22 protein-coding genes are annotated in these 19,709 nt (G+C 70.2%); 15 read left to right on the top strand and 7 right to left on the bottom strand.

All coding sequences use genetic code 11. The annotated features are described in order from the left end of the window. Positions 1 to 102: 102 nt before the first annotated feature. The 3 genes from IFR14_RS02930 (at position 103) to IFR14_RS02920 (ending at position 3,105) form a co-directional block, all read left to right on the top strand. Entirely contained in the window at positions 103 to 387 is a 285-nt protein-coding gene (locus tag IFR14_RS02930; RefSeq protein ID WP_079704638.1) for a MerR family transcriptional regulator, read from the top strand. A gap of 43 nt (positions 388 to 430) precedes the next feature. Beyond that, positions 431 to 1,903, top strand: coding sequence for a serine hydrolase domain-containing protein (locus IFR14_RS02925; RefSeq protein WP_191940161.1), 1,473 nt, complete (start codon positions 431 to 433; stop codon positions 1,901 to 1,903). Between the two features lie 197 nt (positions 1,904 to 2,100). Continuing rightward, positions 2,101 to 3,105: a zinc-dependent alcohol dehydrogenase gene (locus IFR14_RS02920; RefSeq protein ID WP_191940160.1), complete on the top strand. Its 1,005-nt coding sequence runs from the start codon at positions 2,101 to 2,103 to the stop codon at positions 3,103 to 3,105. Between the two features lie 44 nt (positions 3,106 to 3,149). Here the strand turns inward: IFR14_RS02920 and IFR14_RS02915 are convergent, their stop codons facing one another. The 4 genes from IFR14_RS02915 to IFR14_RS02900 form a co-directional block, all read right to left on the bottom strand. Next, positions 3,150 to 4,124, bottom strand: coding sequence for a LacI family DNA-binding transcriptional regulator (locus tag IFR14_RS02915; RefSeq protein WP_342365628.1), 975 nt, complete (start codon positions 4,122 to 4,124; stop codon positions 3,150 to 3,152). 94 nt (positions 4,125 to 4,218) lie between these two features. Next, positions 4,219 to 5,118 (bottom strand): carbohydrate ABC transporter permease, encoded by a 900-nt coding sequence (locus IFR14_RS02910; protein ID WP_079704633.1) that lies wholly within the window; start codon positions 5,116 to 5,118, stop codon positions 4,219 to 4,221. Beyond that, the gene (locus tag IFR14_RS02905; protein WP_191940159.1) at positions 5,115 to 6,179 is read right to left on the bottom strand and encodes a carbohydrate ABC transporter permease; all 1,065 of its coding nucleotides are present in this window, start codon (positions 6,177 to 6,179) and stop codon (positions 5,115 to 5,117) included. The genes IFR14_RS02910 and IFR14_RS02905 overlap by 4 nt, the downstream gene beginning before the upstream one ends. Positions 6,180 to 6,268: 89 nt before the next feature. Next, entirely contained in the window at positions 6,269 to 7,570 is a 1,302-nt protein-coding gene (locus IFR14_RS02900; protein ID WP_446728072.1) for an ABC transporter substrate-binding protein, read from the bottom strand. Between the two features lie 235 nt (positions 7,571 to 7,805). On the opposite strand from IFR14_RS02900, the gene IFR14_RS02895 reads away from it, so the two are divergent. Further along, positions 7,806 to 8,654 carry a DNA/RNA non-specific endonuclease gene (locus IFR14_RS02895; RefSeq protein ID WP_191940157.1) on the top strand — a complete coding sequence of 283 codons (849 nt, stop codon included), beginning with the start codon at positions 7,806 to 7,808 and terminating at the stop codon, positions 8,652 to 8,654. 28 nt (positions 8,655 to 8,682) lie between these two features. On the opposite strand, the gene IFR14_RS02890 is transcribed toward IFR14_RS02895, so the two are convergent. Together IFR14_RS02890 and IFR14_RS02885 are read right to left on the bottom strand one after the other, a co-directional pair. Next, positions 8,683 to 9,183 carry a MarR family winged helix-turn-helix transcriptional regulator gene (locus IFR14_RS02890; protein ID WP_079704629.1) on the bottom strand — a complete coding sequence of 167 codons (501 nt, stop codon included), beginning with the start codon at positions 9,181 to 9,183 and terminating at the stop codon, positions 8,683 to 8,685. Positions 9,184 to 9,289: 106 nt separating this feature from the next. Next, a complete protein-coding gene (locus tag IFR14_RS02885; RefSeq protein WP_079704628.1) occupies positions 9,290 to 9,901 on the bottom strand; it encodes a TetR/AcrR family transcriptional regulator C-terminal domain-containing protein in 612 nt (203 codons plus the stop codon). A gap of 94 nt (positions 9,902 to 9,995) precedes the next feature. On the opposite strand from IFR14_RS02885, the gene IFR14_RS02880 reads away from it, so the two are divergent. The 8 genes from IFR14_RS02880 to IFR14_RS02845 all read left to right on the top strand — a co-directional run bounded on the left by IFR14_RS02880 (position 9,996) and on the right by IFR14_RS02845 (position 15,283). Next, on the top strand, positions 9,996 to 10,601 hold the full coding sequence (locus IFR14_RS02880; RefSeq protein ID WP_191940156.1) for a biotin transporter BioY: 606 nt from the start codon (positions 9,996 to 9,998) through the stop codon (positions 10,599 to 10,601). Further along, positions 10,598 to 11,755 (top strand): class I adenylate-forming enzyme family protein, encoded by a 1,158-nt coding sequence (locus tag IFR14_RS02875; protein WP_191940155.1) that lies wholly within the window; start codon positions 10,598 to 10,600, stop codon positions 11,753 to 11,755. The genes IFR14_RS02880 and IFR14_RS02875 overlap by 4 nt, the downstream gene beginning before the upstream one ends. Continuing rightward, positions 11,748 to 12,896, top strand: coding sequence for a thiolase family protein (locus IFR14_RS02870; protein WP_191940154.1), 1,149 nt, complete (start codon positions 11,748 to 11,750; stop codon positions 12,894 to 12,896). Before IFR14_RS02875 ends, IFR14_RS02870 begins: the two co-directional genes overlap by 8 nt. Further along, positions 12,893 to 13,603, top strand: a complete 711-nt coding sequence (locus tag IFR14_RS02865; protein ID WP_159877003.1) for an energy-coupling factor ABC transporter ATP-binding protein — start codon at positions 12,893 to 12,895, stop codon at positions 13,601 to 13,603. Before IFR14_RS02870 ends, IFR14_RS02865 begins: the two co-directional genes overlap by 4 nt. Before the next feature lie 4 nt (positions 13,604 to 13,607). Then, positions 13,608 to 14,204, top strand: a complete 597-nt coding sequence (locus IFR14_RS02860) for an energy-coupling factor transporter transmembrane protein EcfT (RefSeq protein WP_191940153.1) — start codon at positions 13,608 to 13,610, stop codon at positions 14,202 to 14,204. Continuing rightward, entirely contained in the window at positions 14,201 to 14,530 is a 330-nt protein-coding gene (locus IFR14_RS02855) for a CHY zinc finger protein (RefSeq protein ID WP_191940152.1), read from the top strand. The genes IFR14_RS02860 and IFR14_RS02855 overlap by 4 nt, the downstream gene beginning before the upstream one ends. A 100-nt stretch (positions 14,531 to 14,630) precedes the next feature. Beyond that, positions 14,631 to 14,897: a hypothetical protein gene (locus IFR14_RS02850; protein ID WP_191940151.1), complete on the top strand. Its 267-nt coding sequence runs from the start codon at positions 14,631 to 14,633 to the stop codon at positions 14,895 to 14,897. Next, a complete protein-coding gene (locus IFR14_RS02845; RefSeq protein ID WP_191940150.1) occupies positions 14,894 to 15,283 on the top strand; it encodes a PIN domain-containing protein in 390 nt (129 codons plus the stop codon). Before IFR14_RS02850 ends, IFR14_RS02845 begins: the two co-directional genes overlap by 4 nt. Before the next feature lie 99 nt (positions 15,284 to 15,382). On the opposite strand, the gene nhaA is transcribed toward IFR14_RS02845, so the two are convergent. Then, positions 15,383 to 16,684 (bottom strand): Na+/H+ antiporter NhaA, encoded by a 1,302-nt coding sequence (gene nhaA, locus IFR14_RS02840; RefSeq protein ID WP_191940149.1) that lies wholly within the window; start codon positions 16,682 to 16,684, stop codon positions 15,383 to 15,385. A 160-nt stretch (positions 16,685 to 16,844) separates the two neighbouring features. Between nhaA and IFR14_RS02835 the strand changes: the two genes are divergently transcribed. The 3 genes from IFR14_RS02835 (at position 16,845) to IFR14_RS02825 (ending at position 19,498) form a co-directional block, all read left to right on the top strand. Continuing rightward, a complete protein-coding gene (locus IFR14_RS02835; RefSeq protein WP_137242670.1) occupies positions 16,845 to 17,573 on the top strand; it encodes a VIT1/CCC1 transporter family protein in 729 nt (242 codons plus the stop codon). Between the two features lie 199 nt (positions 17,574 to 17,772). Continuing rightward, complete coding sequence (locus tag IFR14_RS02830) at positions 17,773 to 17,946, top strand: CsbD family protein (RefSeq protein WP_086472763.1); 174 nt, start codon at positions 17,773 to 17,775, stop codon at positions 17,944 to 17,946. 280 nt (positions 17,947 to 18,226) lie between these two features. Next, positions 18,227 to 19,498 carry an HNH endonuclease signature motif containing protein gene (locus IFR14_RS02825; protein ID WP_191940148.1) on the top strand — a complete coding sequence of 424 codons (1,272 nt, stop codon included), beginning with the start codon at positions 18,227 to 18,229 and terminating at the stop codon, positions 19,496 to 19,498. The last annotated feature ends 211 nt before the right edge of the window (positions 19,499 to 19,709 follow it).

Here is a 19,709-nt window from a genome sequence, read left to right as displayed (position 1 = left end):
GGAAGCCACAGATCCGGTGGTTCAGATCTGCACTTCGTGGTGTAGATTTTTTATACATCCGAAACCTGATCCATTGCAACCCGTTCAAAGGAAACCTCAAGCATGGCCGATCGTGACGGCGCGACACCCGTGTACGGCATCGCCGTCGCAGCCCAGCTCGCCGGCGTCCCGGAGGCGTCCCTGCGGCTCTTCGAGAGCAAAGGCCTCCTCACCCCGTCCCGGACCGAGGGCGGCACCCGTCGCTACAGCGAGGATGACATCGAGCGACTCAAGCGCGTCACCGACCTCCGCGACGACGGCGTCAACCTCGCCGGCATCGCTCGCGTGCTCGATCTCGAGGACATCAACCAGGGACTCCGAGACCAGCTCGACGCCGACCAGGACTGAGCGTCGGGTCGATCCCACCGCCGGCAGATGGCAGCATGGAGGGATGAGCCTGCAGCGAAGCACTCCGTCCGCCCAGCACGTCGACGCCGCCGGGATCGAGGCGTTCATCACGGCCCTCGAGCACACGCCGAACGTCGAACCGCACAGCCTGATGCTCCTGCGCGGCGGGAACGTCGTCGCCGAGGGCTGGTGGGCGCCGTACTCGGCTGATCGGGTGCACCTGCTGTACTCGCTGAGCAAGAGCTTCACCTCGACCGCCGTCGGCCTCGCCGTCGAGGAGGGCCTGCTCGGACTCGACGACACGATCATCAGCCACTTCCCGGAGCTCGACGCCGAGATCACCGACCCCCGCAGCCGCGCCATGCGCGTGCGACACGTGCTCGCGATGGCGAGCGGCCACCGCGAGGAGACGATCATGCGGGCCGCTGCGATCGACCCGACGAACCTCGTCCGCGGCTTCCTGCTCCTCCCACCCGACGATGACCCGGGAACCGTCTTCGCGTACAACCAGCCCTGCACGTACACGGCCGCGGCGATCGTCCAGCGCGTCACGGGCGGGACGCTCACCGACTACCTGCGACCGCGGTTGCTCGAGCCACTGGGTATCGGCGAGTTCGACTGGCAGCAGGACGATGAGGGCTTCGAGCTCGGGTACAGCGGCCTGCACGCGACGACGGAGGCGATCGCCGCACTCGGTCAGCTCTATCTGCAGGGCGGCGCCTGGGAGGGCCGACAGTTGCTGCCGGCCGCCTGGGTCGCCGAGGCGACGCGATCGCACATCGCGAACGGCGACGACCCTGAGTCGGACTGGGCGCAGGGGTACGGGTTCCAGTTCTGGATGGCCCGTCACGGGTTCCGCGGCGACGGCGCTTACGGTCAGTACTGCGTCGTCCTGCCGGAGCACGACGTCGTCCTGGCGATCACGGGGCAGAGTCTCGACATGCAGGCCGTGCTGAACGCCGCGTGGGAGCACCTGTTGCCGGCCTTCGGGACGGGCGAGGCCTCCGACGCGGTGCGCGGTGTGAGCACAACCGCCGATCAGGCGTTGCTCGAACGCCTGGCGGGGCTCGCCCTGCCGCCGCTCGACGCGTCGGACGAAACCGGCGCGGCTTCGTCACTGCGCGAGCTCGTCGGACGGACGTTCTCGGCCGCCGCCGATACCGGCCTGGCGCAGCTGACGGCGCTCGAGGTGACGGCGGGCGAGGGTGACGACATCGTGCTGGTCGTGCACGAGGGCGACGACCGGGTGGAGCTCGTCCCCGGTGTCGGCGCGTGGCGGACGCATGGACCGATCACGGCGAGTGCCGCCTGGGGCACGGGCGGCGAGGACGGAGCGCGGGTCCTCCGCGTCGACGCGATCTTCATCGAGACACCCCACCGCATGCACCTCGAGATCGACCCGGCGTCCGGCACCTTCGACGCCTGGTGGGAGACGACGCCGCTCCGGACCTCCCGTCTCGCCGAGGTGCAGCGGCCGAGCGCGGTCGTCGCAGGCGGAGGCAAGTCGTCCTGGTGAGCTGACGCGGGCGAGCCGAGGCCACCCGGCCCGACTGCCCTTCGACAGGCTCAGAGACCAGAGCGTCCCGAGCACACCCCCTCCGGTCACTGAGCCTGTCGAAGTGCCCACGAGGACACCGCGTCCTTCCGCATGCAGATCGACGGCGGCATACCCCCACTACGCTCTGACCAGCGCCGTCACGACGAGGAGACCGCATGAGAGCCGTACGCATCACCGCACCGGACGAGGCCACCGTCCTCGATCGACCGGATCCACAGGCCGGACCGGGTGAGGTCCTCATCCACATCGAGCGCGCAGGACTCTGCGGCACCGACGTCGCGCTCTTCCGAGGCACCATGCCGTACCTCGCCGACGGCCGCACGACCCTGCCGCTCCAACCCGGCCACGAGTGGGCCGGTCGGGTGGTCTCGGTGGGCGAGGGTGTCACCTCGACTGCAGCGGGAGACCTCGTCACCGGTGATACCTTCATCGGGTGCGGCACCTGCACGCTCTGCGCCACGGGGCGACACCATCTCTGCCCCGACCACCTCGAACTCGGCGTCCTCGGACAACTGGAGGGAGCCCTCGCAGAACTCCTCGTCGTCCCCGAGCGCGCCGTCCATCACCTCCCGGCCGGGGTCGACGCGGACCTCGGCGCGATGGTCGAACCCGCCTCCTGCTCACTCCGTGGCGTCCGACTCGCGGCAGTGGGGCCCGGCGACCGCGTGCTCGTCTGGGGCGCCGGCACGCTCGCCATGTTCGCCGCGCTCTTCGCCGCGGACTCCGGGGCGTCCGTCACGGTCGTGGCCCGCCGTGAGTCCGATCGGCGGTTCGCCGCGGACTTCGGCCTGGCCACGCGCGATCCGGCCGACCTCGGCGACGAGCGCTTCGACGTGATCATCGAGGCCACGGGTTCGGCCGAGGTCACCCGTCGCCTCCTCGACAACGCCACCGCCGGCGTCCGCGTCGCACTGCTCGGCGTGCCCGGCGGCGACTCGGGGCTGCCATCAGGCAGACTCATCGCCCTCGACGCCACACTCCACGCGGTGCTCGGCGGATCAGATTGCATCGATGAGGCGGCGCGACGGTTCGCCTCCATGGGCGACACGGTCCGGCGATTGATCGGCTCCGTGATCACCCTCGAGGACGTGCCCCGGGCGCTCGCCGCGGGACTCCCCCGCGCGGCCGGCTCCGGACCGAAGACGCAGATCCGGTTCTGAGCAGGCGGTGGAGCGGGATGCACACCGAGGTGCGCTCCACCGGCTCACACCGAGGCGCGCTCCACCAGTTCGCACGGGATCGTCGTCATCTCGGGGACGTCCTCACCGGCGATGAGCCGGTGCAGCGTCTGCACGAGCAACGCCCCCTTCTCAGCCGTGCGCAGATCGACCGTCGTCAGCGCCGGATAGGCGTCGACCGCGAAGACGTTGTTGTCCACCGAGGTCATGGCGATCCGCGTCGGAACCGGGATCCCGCGGTCGCGGAGCACACCGAGCGCGCCCGTCGCCATCTGCGCCGACGCCGCGAACACCGCATCGACCTGCCGGCCGTCTGCGAGGAGCCGTTCCATCGCGCGTGCGCCGCTCGTCGGCGTGAAGTCACCCTCCTCCTCGGGTCCCGGCTCGAGTCCCGCCTCGAGGAGGGCGCGCCGCCACCCGGCACGGCGGTCGATACCGGCCGCGGTGTCGAGCGGGCCGGTGATCGTGGCGATGCGGGACCGACCGGCCTCCACCAGACGCCGGGTCGCCAGGGCGCCCGCCTCCACGTTGTCGACGTCGACGACATGTCCAGGTGGCGTCGTCTCCTCGAGCGCCCGCACCCCGAACACGACCGGGAGGGACGTCGACAGCTTCGCGTACGCCTGCATGCTCGTGTGATGCGAGAGGACGAGCGCGCCGTCCACGTTGCCACCGGTGAGGAACCGACGGGTCTTGTCGGGGTCGACGTCCGACTCGATCAACAGCGTCAGCGTGTAGTCGGTCGACGACGCGTACATCGCAGCCCCCTGGATGACCTCGGCGAAGTACGGGTCCGCGAAGAACTCGGCGGTGCGTTGCGGGATGACCATCGCGATGGTCTGCGCCCGCCGACGCACCAGGCTGCGCGCCGCGCGGTTGGGGACGTAGTGCAGCTGCTCGACGGCGGCGTTCACGGAAGCCACCGCCTCCGGCGTCACCTGGGAGGACCCGTTGATGACGCGGGAGGCGGTGGACTTCGAGACGCCCGCGAGCGCTGCCACCGCGATGAGCGTGGGGACGGTGGAGTCCGTCTCGGTGTCGATGGTGTGTCTCCTCAGTCGTGCCGGTGTGAAGACACTGTATGCGGCGCGGGCGTCATCCCTTGACCGCGCCCTGCATGATGCCCGCCACGAGCTGCTTCCCCGCGAGGACGAAGAGGATCAGCAGCGGGATCACCGAGAGCACCGCGCCGGCGAGCACGAGCGAGTGGTCCGGGGTCTGTCCGCCGCTCGCACTCAGGGCCGCGAGCGCCGTCTGCACACTCGGGTTCCGCGGACCGAGGACGAGGAGTGGCCAGAGGAAGTCGGTCCACGCGGCCATGAAGGTGAAGAGCGCGAGGACGGCCATCGCCGGTCGGGCGGCCGGCAGCGCGACATGCCAGAAGGTGCCCCACATCGACGCGCCGTCGACGCGCGCGGCCTCGATGAGCTCGTCGGGGATGACGTCGACGAGGTACTGGCGCATGAAGAACACACCGAACGCGGTCACGAGCCCTGGCAGGATCACCGCCTGGAGCGTCCCCACCCACTCCCACTCGGCCATGAGCATGAACAACGGGATGATGCCGAGCTGCGTGGGGATGGCCATCGTGGCGATCACCGCGAGAAGCAGCCCGTTGCTGGCCCGGAACTTCAGCTTCGCGAAGGAGTAGCCGGCGAGGGTCGAGAAGAACACCACCGAGACCGTGATCGCGCCCGAGATGATGACGCTGTTCGCGAGCGCCTGCAGGAACGGGGCGGTCTCGAACACCTTCGCCGCGTTGCCGAGGAAGTTCGGGCCGGGGAGGACGGCGGGCGGCACGAGGTTCGTGTCGGAGGACTGCCGACTCGAGATCACGAACGACCACCACAACGGGAACGCCGAGATGGCGAAGAACGCGATGAGGATGGCGTAGGTGAGGATGCCCGGCCGCTCGTGGTCCTTGCCCTTGCGGTACCGCGGGGCCTCCGTGGTCGCGGTCGGTTCGGTCCGCGTGCGTTCCATCAGGGTGCTCATGCTCGTCCGCCTCGCTGGTCGGTGGTGCTCGTGGTCGTCGAACGCGAGCGGGCCGGGCTGGTGCTGACGGACCGCGTCGTGATGAGGGTCTCGCGCACCTTCGGGATCCGCACCGGACGTGCGTCGTTCGTCCGGATGGCCCTGGTGATGGCGAAGTTGATCAGGCCCGCGAGGATGATCACGAGGAACAGGATCCAGGCGGTGGCGGATGCTCGACCGAAGTCCCGCCTCGGGAAGGCGAGCTCGTACAGGTACAGGACGATCGTCTGGAACTGCCGGTCGGATCCGCCGTTGCTCCGGGGGTCGAACAGCTTCGGTTCCGTGAAGATCTGCAGCCCGCCGATCGTCGAGGTGATGACGACGAAGATGAGCGTCGGGCGGATCATCGGGATCGTGATCGACCAGAACCGTCGGAGCTTGTTCGCGCCGTCCAGCGCGGCGGACTCGTAGACGTCCCGTGGGATCGCCTGCATCGCAGCGAGGAGGATGAGGGCGTTGTAGCCGGTCCACCGCCAGTTCACCATGCTCGCGATGGCGACGTGCGAGGGGAAGACGTCGAACGCCCACCGGATCGGGTCGAGCCCGAAGAGTTCGAGGAGGCCGGCGACCGGTCCGTGGTACTGGTTGAAGATCTGCAGGAAGATGACCGCGACGGCGACCGGCGCCACGATGTACGGCAGCAGGATGCTCATCCGCCAGAACGTGCGTCCGCGGAGCGTCTGGTCGAGGAGGGCGGCGATCAGCGTCGCGATGACGAGCTGCGGCACCGCCGAGAGCAGGAAGATGCTGACGGTGTTGCCGAACGCGTTCCAGAAGAACGGGTCCGAGAGGACGGAGACGTAGTTGTCGAGTCCGACGAAGTCGCCCTGGCCCTTCAACAGATGCCACTCGTACAGCGACACGTTGAAGGTGTAGACGATCGGGAAGATGCCGATGAGGGCGAAGAGGATGAAGAACGGCGCGATGTACAGGTACGGCGAGGCGCGGTAGTCGAAGCGGTTCAGCTTCTGTCTGAACGTCAACGCGGCAGGTGGCCGGCGGACGGTTGCGGTGCTGGTCATGGCTCTGCCAATCCGGGAGAGGGAGCGGGAGGGGTGCCGGGGCGTCCGCGTGCGAACGGACGCCCCGGCGAGCTGCGTCGGAGAGGAGGTCAGCCGACGAGCTGGTCGAGCAGCTTGAGCGCCTCGTTCCAGGCGGTGTCACCATCGGTGATCTCGCCCTGGCTCACCCGGTCGAGGATCGGACCGAACACGTTGTCCTGGATGTTGGAGTCCTCAGGACCCTTCACTTGGGCCACGACCCCCTCGGACCGTGCGGCGAAGATCTCGCCCACCGGTGCGTCGTTGAAGAACGGGTTGGTGGAGTCCTTCACGAGCTCCTGGCCGTCGAGCGTGCTCGGGAACGGACCGGCGAGTTCGAACGATGCGGCCTGCGCCTCAGGGGATGCGAGCCAGAGGGCGAGCTCGGCCGCCTCCTCCTTGTGCTCGGAGTTCTCGGCGACGCCGAGGAACGCACCGCCCCAGTTGGCCGCGCCGCCGGGCATCACGTCGGCGAAGTCCCAACCGCTGTCGGTCGTGCCCTCGTCGTAGTAGCCCTGCACGATGCCGAGCATCCAGCTCGGGCACATGTAGGTCGCGAACTTGCCCTCCTTGGCCTCCGGGCCGACGTCCCAGCCGGGAAGACCGGCACCGAGCCCGGCCTGTTCGGCCTCGACGATCTTCGCGAACTGCTCCTTCAGCACGTCGTTGCCCTCGATGTTGAGGGTCTCGCCGTCGGCCTTGTAGTAGCCCTCCTCCTGCTGGTTCACGAAGGAGTTCCAGAAGAACCGGGGGCTGTGATAGAACGCCTTCCCGGTGGCACCGACGTACTCCTCACCGACCTCGAAGAAACGGTCCCAGGTCGCGTCCTCGCCGCCGAAGTACGCAGCGACCTCGCTGCGCTCGCTCGGCAGACCGGCTGCCGCGAACAGGTCACCGCGGTAGCAGATGCCCTGCGGTCCGATGTCGAGACCGGCTCCGATCACGCGCCCGTCGGCGTCCGTGCCCTGCTCGTACTTCCAGTCCAGCCAGGTGTCCTTGACGTCCTCGATGCCGTAGTCGCGAAGGTCGACGAAGGAGTCGCTGACCTCGGAGATGGTTCCGAGCCAGCCCTCCTCGATGGCCACGACGTCGCTGAGGCCGGTTCCGGCGGCGATCTTGGCGTAGGCGTCGTCGCGCGCTGCTCCACCACCCTCCAGGTTGGTGGCCTCGATGGTGATGTTGGGGTGCTCGTCCATGTACTGCTCGTAGTTGGCGTCGACGCCCATGGTGCCGAACGTGGTGACCGAGAGGGTGATCTTCTCGTCTCCGCCACCGCCGGCGGGGGAACTGCACCCCGATGCCAGGACGGCGAGGATCGATGCCCCCGCGATGGATGCGGCGGCGATGCCGCGGCGTTTGCTGTTCACAGTCACTCCTTTGTGTGTGGGCTTCGGTGTCGGCCGGCCACCCATCCGGGATCCGCGGCGCGACGCCGTGGGAACGTTCCCACGGGCATGCAGGACACACTAAGCGCTGGGTCGGACGAGGTCAAGAGAGCGCTCTCATTTGTTGCGGAACGGGTGCACGATCGTGAACGGCCGGTGACGTCGTGGCCATCGGGCGGGTCCCCCGTTCCGATTCGATCGGATTCATGATCGACTCATTGCCATGACCGGCTTCGATTCAGGCTTCCTCGACCTCGCCGACCAGCTGCAGCTCCCGGCACCCGCCGATCCCGCCGAGCTGGCGCGCCTCCGCCGGCTCGACTACACGCACTTCACCGTGCTCCTCGACCCCGACCGCCGCCTGGCAGCCGCGACCGGGGTCGACATCGACGGTGCCGCCCTCCTCGACCTCGGGCGTGACGACGACTGGCACCTCGACGACCGCGTCCCGGTCGAGGAGCAGGCCGGCCCGGAGCTCTACGCCCGCAACGACCTCGACCGCGGCCACCTCGTGCGGCGGAGGGACCCGGTCTGGGGGCCCGTCGAGATCGCCCGGCAGGCCAACGTCGACACCTTCTGCTACACGAACGCCGCCCCGCAGGCTGCGGACTTCAACCAGTCACTCGAGCTCTGGAACGGCCTGGAGGACCTCGTCCTCGAGTACGCCTCGGCCGGGCGCCGGCGGCTGTCGGTCTTCACCGGGCCGGTGTTCGCCGACACGGACCCGCTCTACCGCGGCGTGCAGATCCCGCGCCGGTTCTGGAAGGTGGCGGCGTGGTCGAACGACGGAGCGCTCGCGGCGAGCGGCTACCTCCTCGACCAGTCGGCGCAGCTCGACGACCTCGACCTCGGCCGGTCCAGTGCGATCGACGACACGCACGATGCCACCGCCGTGCCCCCACTCGGCCCGTTCCGGACCTTCCAGCTGCCGATCCTCGACCTCGCGAGCGTCACCGGTCTCGACTTCGGCGCCCTCGCCTCCGCCGACGTCCTCGAGCCGGCTCCCGCGACAGTGCGTCCCGACACCGACACCTGGATCGAGCTGAGCGGGCCGTCCGACCTGCGGTTCTGAGGCAGGTCCGGTCCCTCGACCCAGACCCCTACCGACGCTCGAGCGCCGCGCCGATGACCCGGAGGCTCTCGATGAGCACGGCCACCTGCTCGTGGCTGAGCCCGGCGAGCATCGCGTTCTCGTCGTCCACCAGCCGCCGCATCGCCTCGTCGACCCGCTGCTGACCGAGGGTCGTCAGGACGACGATCTTGCTCCGGCCGTCGGCCTCGTTCTTCTGCCGGGCGACGAGCGAGCGAGCGGCCAGACGATCGAGCTGGCTCGCGAGGTTGCCGCTCGTGATGCCCAGTCGGGTGGCGAGGATGGACGGCGTCAGCCCGTCCGCTCCGTGCTGGCGGAGGATGGAGAGGAACTCGAACTCCCACGGCCGCAGGTTGCTCGCGGCGAACGACAGGCGTCGGACCTCCTGCAGGTGCGGCACGAGCCGGCGGAGGCGGGACACCACGTCGAGCGGTGCGAAGTCCACGTCGGGCAACGCGTTCGCCCAGGCGTCGATGACGATGTCGACGTCGTCGTCATCACCCTTCGCCATCGCCTGCCTCCCTCGCGTCCTGCCTGCACCAACGCTACCGTGGGCCGCCGCCGATCCAGACGGTGGGCGGTTCCATCCACCCTGTGCTATCGCGCACGACGAGCCGTCAGCGGACGGAGAGCGCCGCCAGGCCGTCGACCAGGAGACCGACCCCGAAGGCGAACGCCTGTGCCTGGTCCTCCTGGCCGAGCGGATCCGTCGCAGCGTCAGCCAGCACGCCGACGCTGTCGTACTGCATCCGCTGCTGCTCGTGCGACACGTGCCCGAGGATGAAGTGGAGCAGCACCGTGCCCGCACGTCGACTCGTCGCCTCGTCGAACCCGGCCACCGACACCGCGTCCGTCAGCCGGGTGAGCGCCCGCCCGGAACCGAGCCCGAGCGCGTAGGTGCTCGACACCACCTCGGCCCCGTCGCGATAGGCGAGGAGGGCGTCACGCAGCGCCTCCGCCTCCACGCGCGTCCGCTCGCGCCAATCGGAACCGGCCTCGGACACGGCGTCCACCGGCGCCGGGTGCGCATCGACGATCCGGTCGGCGAGCTCGGCGATGAGGGTCTGCTTGTTCTCGAAGTGCCAGTACAGCGCGCTCGGCTGGACGTCGAGCGACGCGGCGAGGCGGCGCATCGTGAGGTCGGCCAGGCCGTGATCGTCGAGGATGCGGAGGGCCACTTGAGCCACATCGTCGCGCCGATGGCGACGCACTGTTTCGGGACCGGACATGAGCACCACTATAGTGAACGCTGTTCAGGTGAACACCGTTCAGGTGCGATCCACCCGCCCCAGGCGAACCGACCATCCCGACGAAGGACCCAGCATGAGCAGACTCCGGATCGACGCGACCGACATCGCACGCATCGCCGTGTTCGCCGCCATCGTGGCCGCCCTGGGCCTGCCCGGCGCGTTCTCGGTGCTCGGCGCGGTGCCCATCACGGCGCAGACCCTCGGCGTCATGCTCGCCGGCGCGATCCTCGGCCCGTGGCGCGGCATGCTCTCCATGCTGGTGCTGCTGGCGCTCGTCGCCATCGGCCTCCCTCTCCTGTCCGGCGGTCGCGGCGGGATCGGCGTCTTCGTCGGACCGAGTGCCGGATATCTCCTCGGCTGGATCGTCGGCGTCTTCGTGATCGGGCTCATCGTGCACGCCGGCGGGAGTCGGCTGCGCTGGTGGCGCACCGCGCTCGGCGTCTTCGCCGGCGGCATCGGCGTCATCTACGCGTTCGGCATCCCGGTGCAGTCGCTCGTCACCCGCCTGCCACTCGGCGAGACCGCCCTGCAGAGCCTCGTCTTCGTGCCCGGCGACCTCGTGAAGGTCGTGCTCGCGACGGTCATCACGATGACGCTCGCCCGCGCCTACCCGCGCGCGTTCCGCAACGCGGCCGGCGCCGGCTCCACGCGTCCCGGCGAGCCCGCCCGGATCGGATGACCGTGCGTCCAGGGCACCTCGTCCCGCTGCGCGGCGGGGCGCCGACCGACCTCGTCCGTCGGGCGCTCGAGGTGCGGGCGGCCGGCGGCGTGCCGTTGATCGGCGACGACCGGTGGAGCGAGTCGTACTGGCGTTCCGTGCGCGACCGCAGCACCGCGTCCGGTCCACAGCCTGGCCAGGGGTGGGCGACGCTGACCTCCGGAACCACGGGCGAGCCGCGCATCGTGCTCAGGACCGCCGCGTCGTGGGCGGACTCCTTCCCGGCCGTCGGCGCGCTGCTCGACCTCGGGCCGGACGACGTCCTGGCGCTGTCGTCGCCGCCCGCGTCGTCGCTGTCGCTGTTCTCGGTCGCCCATGCGGCCGCCGTCGGTTGCTCGCTCGCCCTCCCGACCACCCACGCGCTCACCCCCGACGACGCCCGTGACGCGACCCGGTTCCACGGGACCCCGAACGGCCTCCGGGCACTGCTCGACGGCGAGGTGCCGCCCCGCCTGCGGGTGGCGTTGATCGGAGGCGCCTCACTCGACCCCGGACTCCGCGCCAGGGCGGAGGACCTCGGCATCCGTGTCGTGTCCTACTACGGAGCCGCCGAGCTCTCCTTCGTGGCGGTCGACGACGGCGCCGATCCGGATCGACCGGGCCTCCGTGCCTTCCCCGGCGTCGAGCCCGAGGTCCGCGACGACGACGTCCTCTGGGTCCGATCGCCGTTCATCGCGACCGGGTACCTCGAGGGCGACGGCCCGCTCCGACGCGACGGTGACTGGTCCACCGTCGGCGACCGCGCACGGATCGACGACGGGATCGTCACGCTCCTCGGCCGATCCGACGATGCGATCCTCACGGCCGCGGCGACCGTCATCCCCGCCGATGTCGAGGAGGCTCTGCGCCGACTCGACGAGGTGGACGACGCCGTCGTGCTCGGTCTGCCGAACGCCGGGGTCGGATCGCTCGTGACGGCCGTGTTGGAACTGCACCCGGGCGCGCGTCCGACCCGCGCGATGCTCCGCGACGCCCTCGCACCGTTGCTGCCGCCGACCCATCGGCCCCGACGGTGGTTCGTCGTCGACGAGCTGCCCCGCACCGTCACCGGCAAGGCAGCCCGCGCGGAGCTCGCCGACCGACTCGCGGCAGGGACGGTGGCGTCCCTTGACTGAGTCGCACGCCCTCCCGCGCATCGTCGCGGCCCGACGGACGCCGATCGCGACGCGCGGGCGCGCCCTCGCCGCACTCACGGTCGAGCAGCTGGCGGTCCCCGTCGTCCGCGCCGTGCAGGACGATGCGACGCACGTCCTGGGCCTGCCGCCGGTGGTGGCGGACGTCGTCCTCGGGAACTGCATGGGCCCCGGCGGCAACCCGGCCCGCGTCGCCGCGCTCGGGGCCGGCCTCGGCTTCGACGTTCCAGGGTTCACCGTCGACCGGCAGTGCGGCAGCGGCCTCGCGGCGATCATCGAGGCGTCCACGGCGATCAGCGCCGGCGACCATCGGCCACGGATCGCCGGCGGTGTCGAGAGCGCGTCGACCGCGCCGACCCGTTCCGTCGACGGCGTCGCCTACGCACGCGCACCGTTCGCACCGGCGGGATGGCACGACCCCGACATGACCCGCGCCGCGGAGGACCTCGCCGAGCACGACGGGATCTCCCGCGAACGCCAGGACGCCTACGCGGCGCGGAGCACGCATCGTGCGGCGAGCGCCGTCGCCGCCGGACGGTTCACCGACGAGCTCGTCGCGCTGATCGGGGCGGCGGAGCACGATGAGGCGCCGCGCAGCGGGATCGAGCGACTCCTCCCCCGGTTCACGCCGCTCTTCACCGACGGCTCCCTCACCGCAGGCAACACCTGCCGGGTGAGCGACGGTGCGGCCGCCGTGCTCGTCATGCCCGGCGGGCCCGCCCACGGGAGCACGACTCCCGGTCTCGCCGTCCGGGCGCACGCCGTCGTCGGCTGCGACCCGGCACTGCCGGGGATCGGGGCCGCGCCGGCGATCCTCGACGCCCTCGATCGGGCCGGCGTGGACCTCGCGCAGGTCGCCGCGTTCGAGATCGTGGAGGCGTTCGCGGCCCAGACGCTCGCCGTGCTCGACCGACTCGGTGTCGCCGAGGACGACGAGCGTCTCTGCGCCGACGGTGGCGCCCTCGCGCTCGGTCATCCGTGGGGCGCGAGCGGTGCGGTCGCCGTGGTCCGCCTGTTCTCGCGGCTCGTCCGCGGCGGGGCTCCGGCGGGCACGATCGGGGTGGCGGCAGCGTCGGTCGGTGGCGGTCTCGGCGTCGCCGCGGTGTTCGAGGTCGTGCGATGATCGGGGACATCGACCAGTCATCCGCCATCCGTCTCGACGGCGTCACCGCACGTCTCGGCGACACCGTCGCACTCGACGACGTGACGCTCCACCTCGACGATGCGCGCATCGCGGTCATCGGGGCGAACGGCTCGGGGAAGTCCACCTTCGCGCGGCTCGTCGGCGGCCTCACCCGGGCGACCCTCGGCAGCGTCCAGGTCCACGGGGTCGACGCAGCCAAGGACACGGCGACCCTCCGACGACTCGTCAGCATCGTGTTCAGCAACCCGGACGCGCAGATCGTCATGCCGACGGTGGCGGAGGACGTCGCGTTCTCGCTCCGCGGCACGAAGGCGTCGAAGGCCGACATCGCCGCGCAGGTCGCCGATGCGCTCGACGAGTTCGGTCTGACGGCGCTCGCCGACCGGTCCGCCTACGAACTCTCCGGTGGCCAGAAGCAGTTGCTGGCGCTCTGCGGGGCCGTGATCCGCCGGCCGGCGCTGCTCATCGCCGATGAACCCACCGCCTACCTCGACGCCCGCAACAGCGCCGCCGTCGCCGACCACCTCCTGCATCCCGAGGCGGGCCATCAGCTCCTCCTCGTCACCCACGACCTGGAGCTCGCCGCCCGCTGCGACACCGCGCTGCTCTTCGACGGTGGCCGGGTCGTCGCGCAGGGCGCACCGGACGACGTGATCGCGGCCTACCGCGCGAGTCTGCGGGCGTGACCGCGTGATCACCCTCTACCGTCCTGGCTCCGGCTGGCTCCACCGCGCGCCGGCCGGCCCGAAGGCGCTCGGCATCCTCGTCGTGGTGCTCGCGATCTCGCTCCTGCCGACGAGTTGGTGGACCGCGGGCATCGCCACCACCGTGACCGTCCTCGCCTACCTCGCCTCGGGCCTCGGCCTCGGCGAGCTCGGACGGCAGCTCCTGCTCATCCGCTGGATCATCACGATCACGGTGGCCGGCCAACTGCTGTTCCTCGACGTCGAGTCCGCCGTGTCGAACACCTCCCGGATCGTCGCCGCCATCCTGCTCGCGGCGCTCCTCGTGCTGAGCACGCGCGTCGCCGACCTGCTCGACGCCTTCGAGCGCGTCCTCCGGCCCCTGGGTCGCTTCGGTGTCGATCCCTCCCGCATCGCACTGATGCTCGCCGTCGCCATCAACACGGTGCCGGTCCTCGCCCGCCTGGCCACGAGCGTCCGGGAAGCGCAGCGGGCGCGCGGGGCCGGGTCGAACCTCGTGACCTTCGTCGTGCCGTTCCTCGTGGTGTCGCTGAAGCACGCAGACGAGCTCGGTGAGGCCCTCACCGCCCGGGGCGTCCGATGAGCGGCGACGACACCGTGCGCGTCCTCGGCAAAACGGTCGACGACGAGACGCGCTGCGTCCACTACGCGACCGCGCTCGACGTCATCGCGATCCGCTTCGCCTGCTGCGGCGAGTACTACCCGTGCCACCTGTGCCACGCGGAGTGCGCCGACCACCCGGCCGAGCAGTGGCCTCGCGAGCAGCGCGACCGCGAGGCGATCCTGTGCGGCGTGTGCTCGACGGAACTGACGATCGACCGCTACCTGGAGGTCGACGCCTGCCCGAACTGCGACGCCCGGTTCAATCCTGGCTGCCGCCTGCACTCGGCGTACTACTTCCAGCCGTGACCGGTGACGCTCACTGCATCGAGCCCACGGTGCACGCTCGGGAATCGCGCGGTCGGCAGAATTCGGTGTTACACCGAAACGCGCAGTGTTACACTGAATTATGCCCACGAAGCACGCTCGCACGAACCTCACCCACACGCCGCAGGTGAAACACGCACTCGAGGTCGCTCGGATGCACTGGCCGAACGAGGATCGTGAGAGCGCCTTGCTGTTGAACCTCTTGGATGCAGGGGCGAAGGCGCTTGAAGCCGGTGAGCAGTCCACCGCGGAGCGCCGTCGCGCGCGCATCCTCGACACAGCGGGCAGGTACACCGGACTGTATGAAGCCGATTACTTGGATCAGGTCCGCGAAGGCTGGGCCGAGTGATCGTCCTCGACGCGGGCGTTCTGATCGGTTTCCTCGATGGGTCGGATGCTCACCACGGCGCCGCTGTCGCCCTGCTCGAAGAACACCCCACCGGCTACCTCGTTCACCCACTCACCGCTGCCGAGATCCTGGTGGGGCCCGCGAAACGCAATCTCGAGGATCAGGTTTGGCACGACCTGAGAGGCATTGGCGTCGAGGTGGCCGAACTCGGCTCCGACGAACCGCTCGCCCTGGCCCGACTGCGAGCACAGTGGGGGCTGAAGATGCCCGATACGTGCGTTCTCGCCACGGCAGAGAAGTACGATGTCTCCCTCGCGACCTTCGACCGTCAATTGGCCGGCATCGCGAGCCGCGCCGGCCGCCTGATCCCTGATCTCGGGTCGTGACACCGCAGCGCTGCGCGAGGCGCTCCAGCCACACTCTTCCGGAAGCCACTCCCACACGATGCGGTACCACCCTGCAGGGCTCTGATCGGATGCCCGCACCTACCTCGGCGCTTGCTCGGATCCAGCCGTGACCGCACGCCGGTAGACGCGGTTGCGGGCGGCGAGGATCGCGGCACCGATGGCGGCGGCGATGAGCGAGCCGGCGAGCACACCGACCTTGACGTGGTCGTCGGACGCACTGCCGACGCCGAAGGACAACTCACCGACGAGCAGCGACACCGTGAACCCGATGCCCGCGACGAACGCCATCCCGACGAGGTCGACCCAACGGATCGACGGGTCGAGGCCGAGGCCGGGCAGGCGGGTGACGAGGAACGTCGTCACGAGGATGCCGATCGGCTTGCCGAGGACGAGCCCGGCGATGATGCCGAGCGCGATGGTGTCCTGGAAGGACTCGACGAGCCCGGAGATCCCGCCGATGACCACGCCCGCGGAGAAGAAGGCGAAGATCGGGACGGCGACCGCCGTGGAGACGACGCTCCAGCGATCGGCGAAGTGCGCAGCGAGGCCTTCGTAGACCGGGCGCCCCTCGGCGGTGGTCCCCACCTGGACGCGGGCGCGCTTGGTCGAGAAGACGGGCACCATGAAGCCGAGCAGCACGCCGGCGACGGTCGCATGGATACCGGAGGCATGGATGAGCGCCCAGGTGCACAGACCGAGCGGGATGAGCACCCACCAGGCCCGGACGCCGCGCTGGACGAGCACGGCGAAGACGGCGAGCGGCACCGCGGCGAGCGCCAGCGGCAGGAACTCGATGTGGTCGGTGTAGAAGATCGCGATGATGCTGATGGCGATGAGGTCGTCCACCACGGCGAGCGTGAGCAGGAAGGTCCGCAGTGCCGGCGGCAGGAACTTGCCGACCACCGCGATCACCGCGACGGCGAACGCGATGTCCGTGGCGGCCGGGATCGCCCATCCCTGCAATGCGTCGGGCCCGGCGCTCAGGTTCACGAGGACGTAGATGACGGCGGGCACGGCCACTCCGCCGACCGCGGCGGCGATGGGGAGTACCGCGGTCTTGGGGTTCCGGAGCTTGCCGGCGACGAACTCCTCCTTGAGCTCCAGACCGACGACGAAGAAGAAGATCGCGAGGAGTCCGTCGGCCGCCCAGGCACCGACGGAGAGGTTCAGATGGAGCGCCTCCGGACCGAAGGTGAAGTCCCGGACGCTCAGGTAGAACTCGGAGGCGCCGGTGTTGGCGAGCACGAGCGCGAGTGCGGTGGCGACGACGAGGAGGGCACCACCGACGGTGTCCTGTTGGAGCGTCTGGTGGATGCCTCGCCAGATCGAGTGCGGGGCCTGGTCGGCCGGCAGGTCGTGGGAGCGGTGCGCGTCGGGCATGCGGATCCTTCGGGTGAGGGTTCGGTCGAGCAGCAGAGCGATCTCGATCGATCGCCCGCCGACCAGACTTCCCGGCGCACCAGCCTCCATTCTAGGCGATCGGGTGGGGGATCGGCCGGGAACCGTGCGCAGGCGGCCTGCGCAGTGCTTGGATGCATCCATGAGCTCCTCACCACCGACCGGCGGCCACCCGGACGAACCGCACCGCGGTGACCTCGCGGGCCGCTTGAACTGGCTCCGTGCGGGTGTGCTCGGCGCGAACGACGGCATCGTCTCCGTCGCGTCCCTCGTCGTCGGAGTCGCCGGTGCCACGACCGACAGCGCCCCGCTCCTCGCAGCGGGTGTCGCGGGGCTCGTCGGTGGCGCGATCTCCATGGCCCTCGGCGAGTACGTGTCGGTGAGCAGCCAGCGGGACAGCCAGCGGGCCCTCATCGCGAAGGAGCGGCGGGAGCTCTCCGACGACCCCGAGGCGGAGCTCGCGGAACTCGCCGGGATCTACGAGGCGAAGGGGCTCCAGCCGACGACCGCGAGGCGGGTCGCCGAGGAGCTGACCGCGCACGACCCGCTCACGGCACACCTCGAGGCCGAACTCGGCATCACCGAGGACGCGGTCGTCAGCCCGTGGGCGGCCGCCGGCGCGTCGGCGCTCGCCTTCACGATCGGGGCGCTGCTCCCCCTGCTCGCGATCCTGCTGCCGCCACCCGAGGTGCGCGTCCCGATCACCTTCGTCGTCGTGCTCATCGCGCTGGCGCTCACCGGCTTCACGAGCGCGAGGATCGGCGGCAACCCCGCGCTCCGCCCGACCGTCAGGGTCGTGGTCGGTGGAGCGCTCGCCCTCGCCGTCACCTTCGCCATCGGCACCCTGCTCGGCACGAGCGGCGTGGTCTGATGGCCAGGGTCCTGGCTGTCGGGGACGAACCGACGACGGGTGTGCTGGTGCAGCGGTCCGGGGAGTTCTCTGGGAGTCTGCTGGAGCCCCGCCCGGACGTGGAGCTCCCGGGTGTAGAAGTGAAGAGCGTCCACCAGGTCGCCCTGTCGGATTCGATCAGTGCGGATCGACAGCCCGAAGAACATGTGAGGAGCACCATATGAGCGCAGCAGACAAGATCAAGAACGCCGCCGAAGACCTCGCGGGCAAGGCCAAAGAGGCCGTCGGCAAGGCGACCGACAACGACAAGCTCGTCGCGGAGGGCAAGGCCGACCAGGCCAAGTCCGACGTGAAGCAGGCCGGTGAGAACGTGAAGGACGCGTTCAAGAACTGACCTCCCGATCACACGAACGCCGGTGCCCCGCTCGGGTCACCGGCGTTCGTCTGTCTGCGGGGGGGGGGGGGGGGCGACTCGGCTCACCGCCCCCGGAGAAACCCCGCCAACCCGGTGGACCTCCCCCGGTCCCTGAGCCTGTCGAAGGGCCCACGGAGACCCTCCTCCAATCCGGCACTCCTCCCCCGGTCCCTGAGCTTGTCGAAGGGCACACGAGGATGTTCCACAACCAGCTCGACTCAGCATCTGGAATGTCAGTGGTCCATGGTGGACTGGTCCCATGACCGAGACCACCACCACCGCGATCCGCGCGAGCGACGAGTACGCCGCGCGGCTGGTGGAGTTCTCGGATGCGTGGGCGGAGCTCCACCGGCAGCAGGCCGCCCTGGACGCGAAGAAAGCGCGCCTCCTGGCCCGCTCCGCCGCCTATGCGGACGCGTTCGCCGACGCCACGGTCCCGGCGATCTTCCCGCCGGCCGAACGGCAGGACCTCTCCCGCCGCTCCACTTGCGCGGCCCTTGCGATGGCGACGCGAACGCCGGAACGGACGATCCAGCGTGCGACCAACGACGCCGAACGTCTCGTGAACGACGCACCGGCCGTGCTGGCGTCGCTCGAAGCGGGCCGCATCTCGGCGCGGCACGCACAGGTGATCACCGACCAGCTCTGCGACGTCCCACCCGCGGGCCGGGCCGCGTTCCTCGAAGCAGTCCTCCCCGTGGCGGAGCGCATGACCGCCGCCGGGCTCAAGGGCCGCGCCCGAGTGCTGCGCGAGCGACTCCACCCCGAGTCGATCACCGCTCGAGCGGTCCGCTCCGAAGCCGACCGCCGCGTCGAGTTCGAACCGGCCGCCGACGGCATGGCGTGGGTGCACCTGTTCACCACGGCGCCGATCGCGCAGGGCATCGTCGAGCGCGTCGAGGCGGCCGCGGCCGAGTCATGCAAGGCCGGTGACACCCGCACCTGCGCCCAGCTGCAGGCGGACGCCTTGGCAGCCCTCGCACTCACCGGCGTCACGCCCGACGACGTCATGTCGAGCCCGGTGCTCCCGCACCCCATCGAGGTCCAGGAGCACATCAAGCCAACGGTGCAGATCACGGTCCCGGCGCTGAGCATGGCCGGCGTGAGCGACGCCCCGGCGACGCTGGACGGCTACGGCCCCATCGATCCGGAGACCGCGGCACGTATCGCGGTGAACGCACCCAGCTTCGCCCGGATCCTCGTCCAACCCGAAACCGGCGCGATCCTCTCCGTCGGGCGGAACCAGTACCGCGTTCCGGCCGACCTGCAACGCGCGGTGCGGCTACGGGACGGCACTTGTCGGGCACCGGGCTGTGGGCGACGAGCCAGGGCCTGCGACCTGGACCATTCGATTGCCTGGCAAGACGGCGGCCCGACAGATGTCGGCAATCTCGCCTGTCTCTGTCGACATCACCACCGGATGAAGCATCTGCCCGGGTGGAACCTCGACCACGGACCCGGCGGGGTCCTCGACTGGACGACACCCGACGGGAAACACCATCGGACGGCACCCGATCCGGCACCGTTCTGACCCCCCGGTCCCTGAGCCTGTCGAGGGGTTCCTCGTGGGCACTTCGACAGGCTCAGTGACCGGGGAATGTCAACCCGCGACGTTTCGGTCCCTGCGCCTGTCCAAGGGCACTCCGGTTGCGCCACCTCAGTGACCGGGAGAGGTTCACCCGCGATGCTCCGGTCCCTGAGCTTGTCGAAGGGCACTCAGGTTGCGCCACCTCAGTGGCCGG

Source organism: Plantibacter sp. CFBP 8775 (assembly GCF_014839505.1).
GTDB lineage: Bacteria > Actinomycetota > Actinomycetes > Actinomycetales > Microbacteriaceae > Plantibacter > Plantibacter auratus.
Note: the sequence above shows the minus strand (reverse complement) of the source record. Positions and strands in the feature narration are given on the sequence as shown.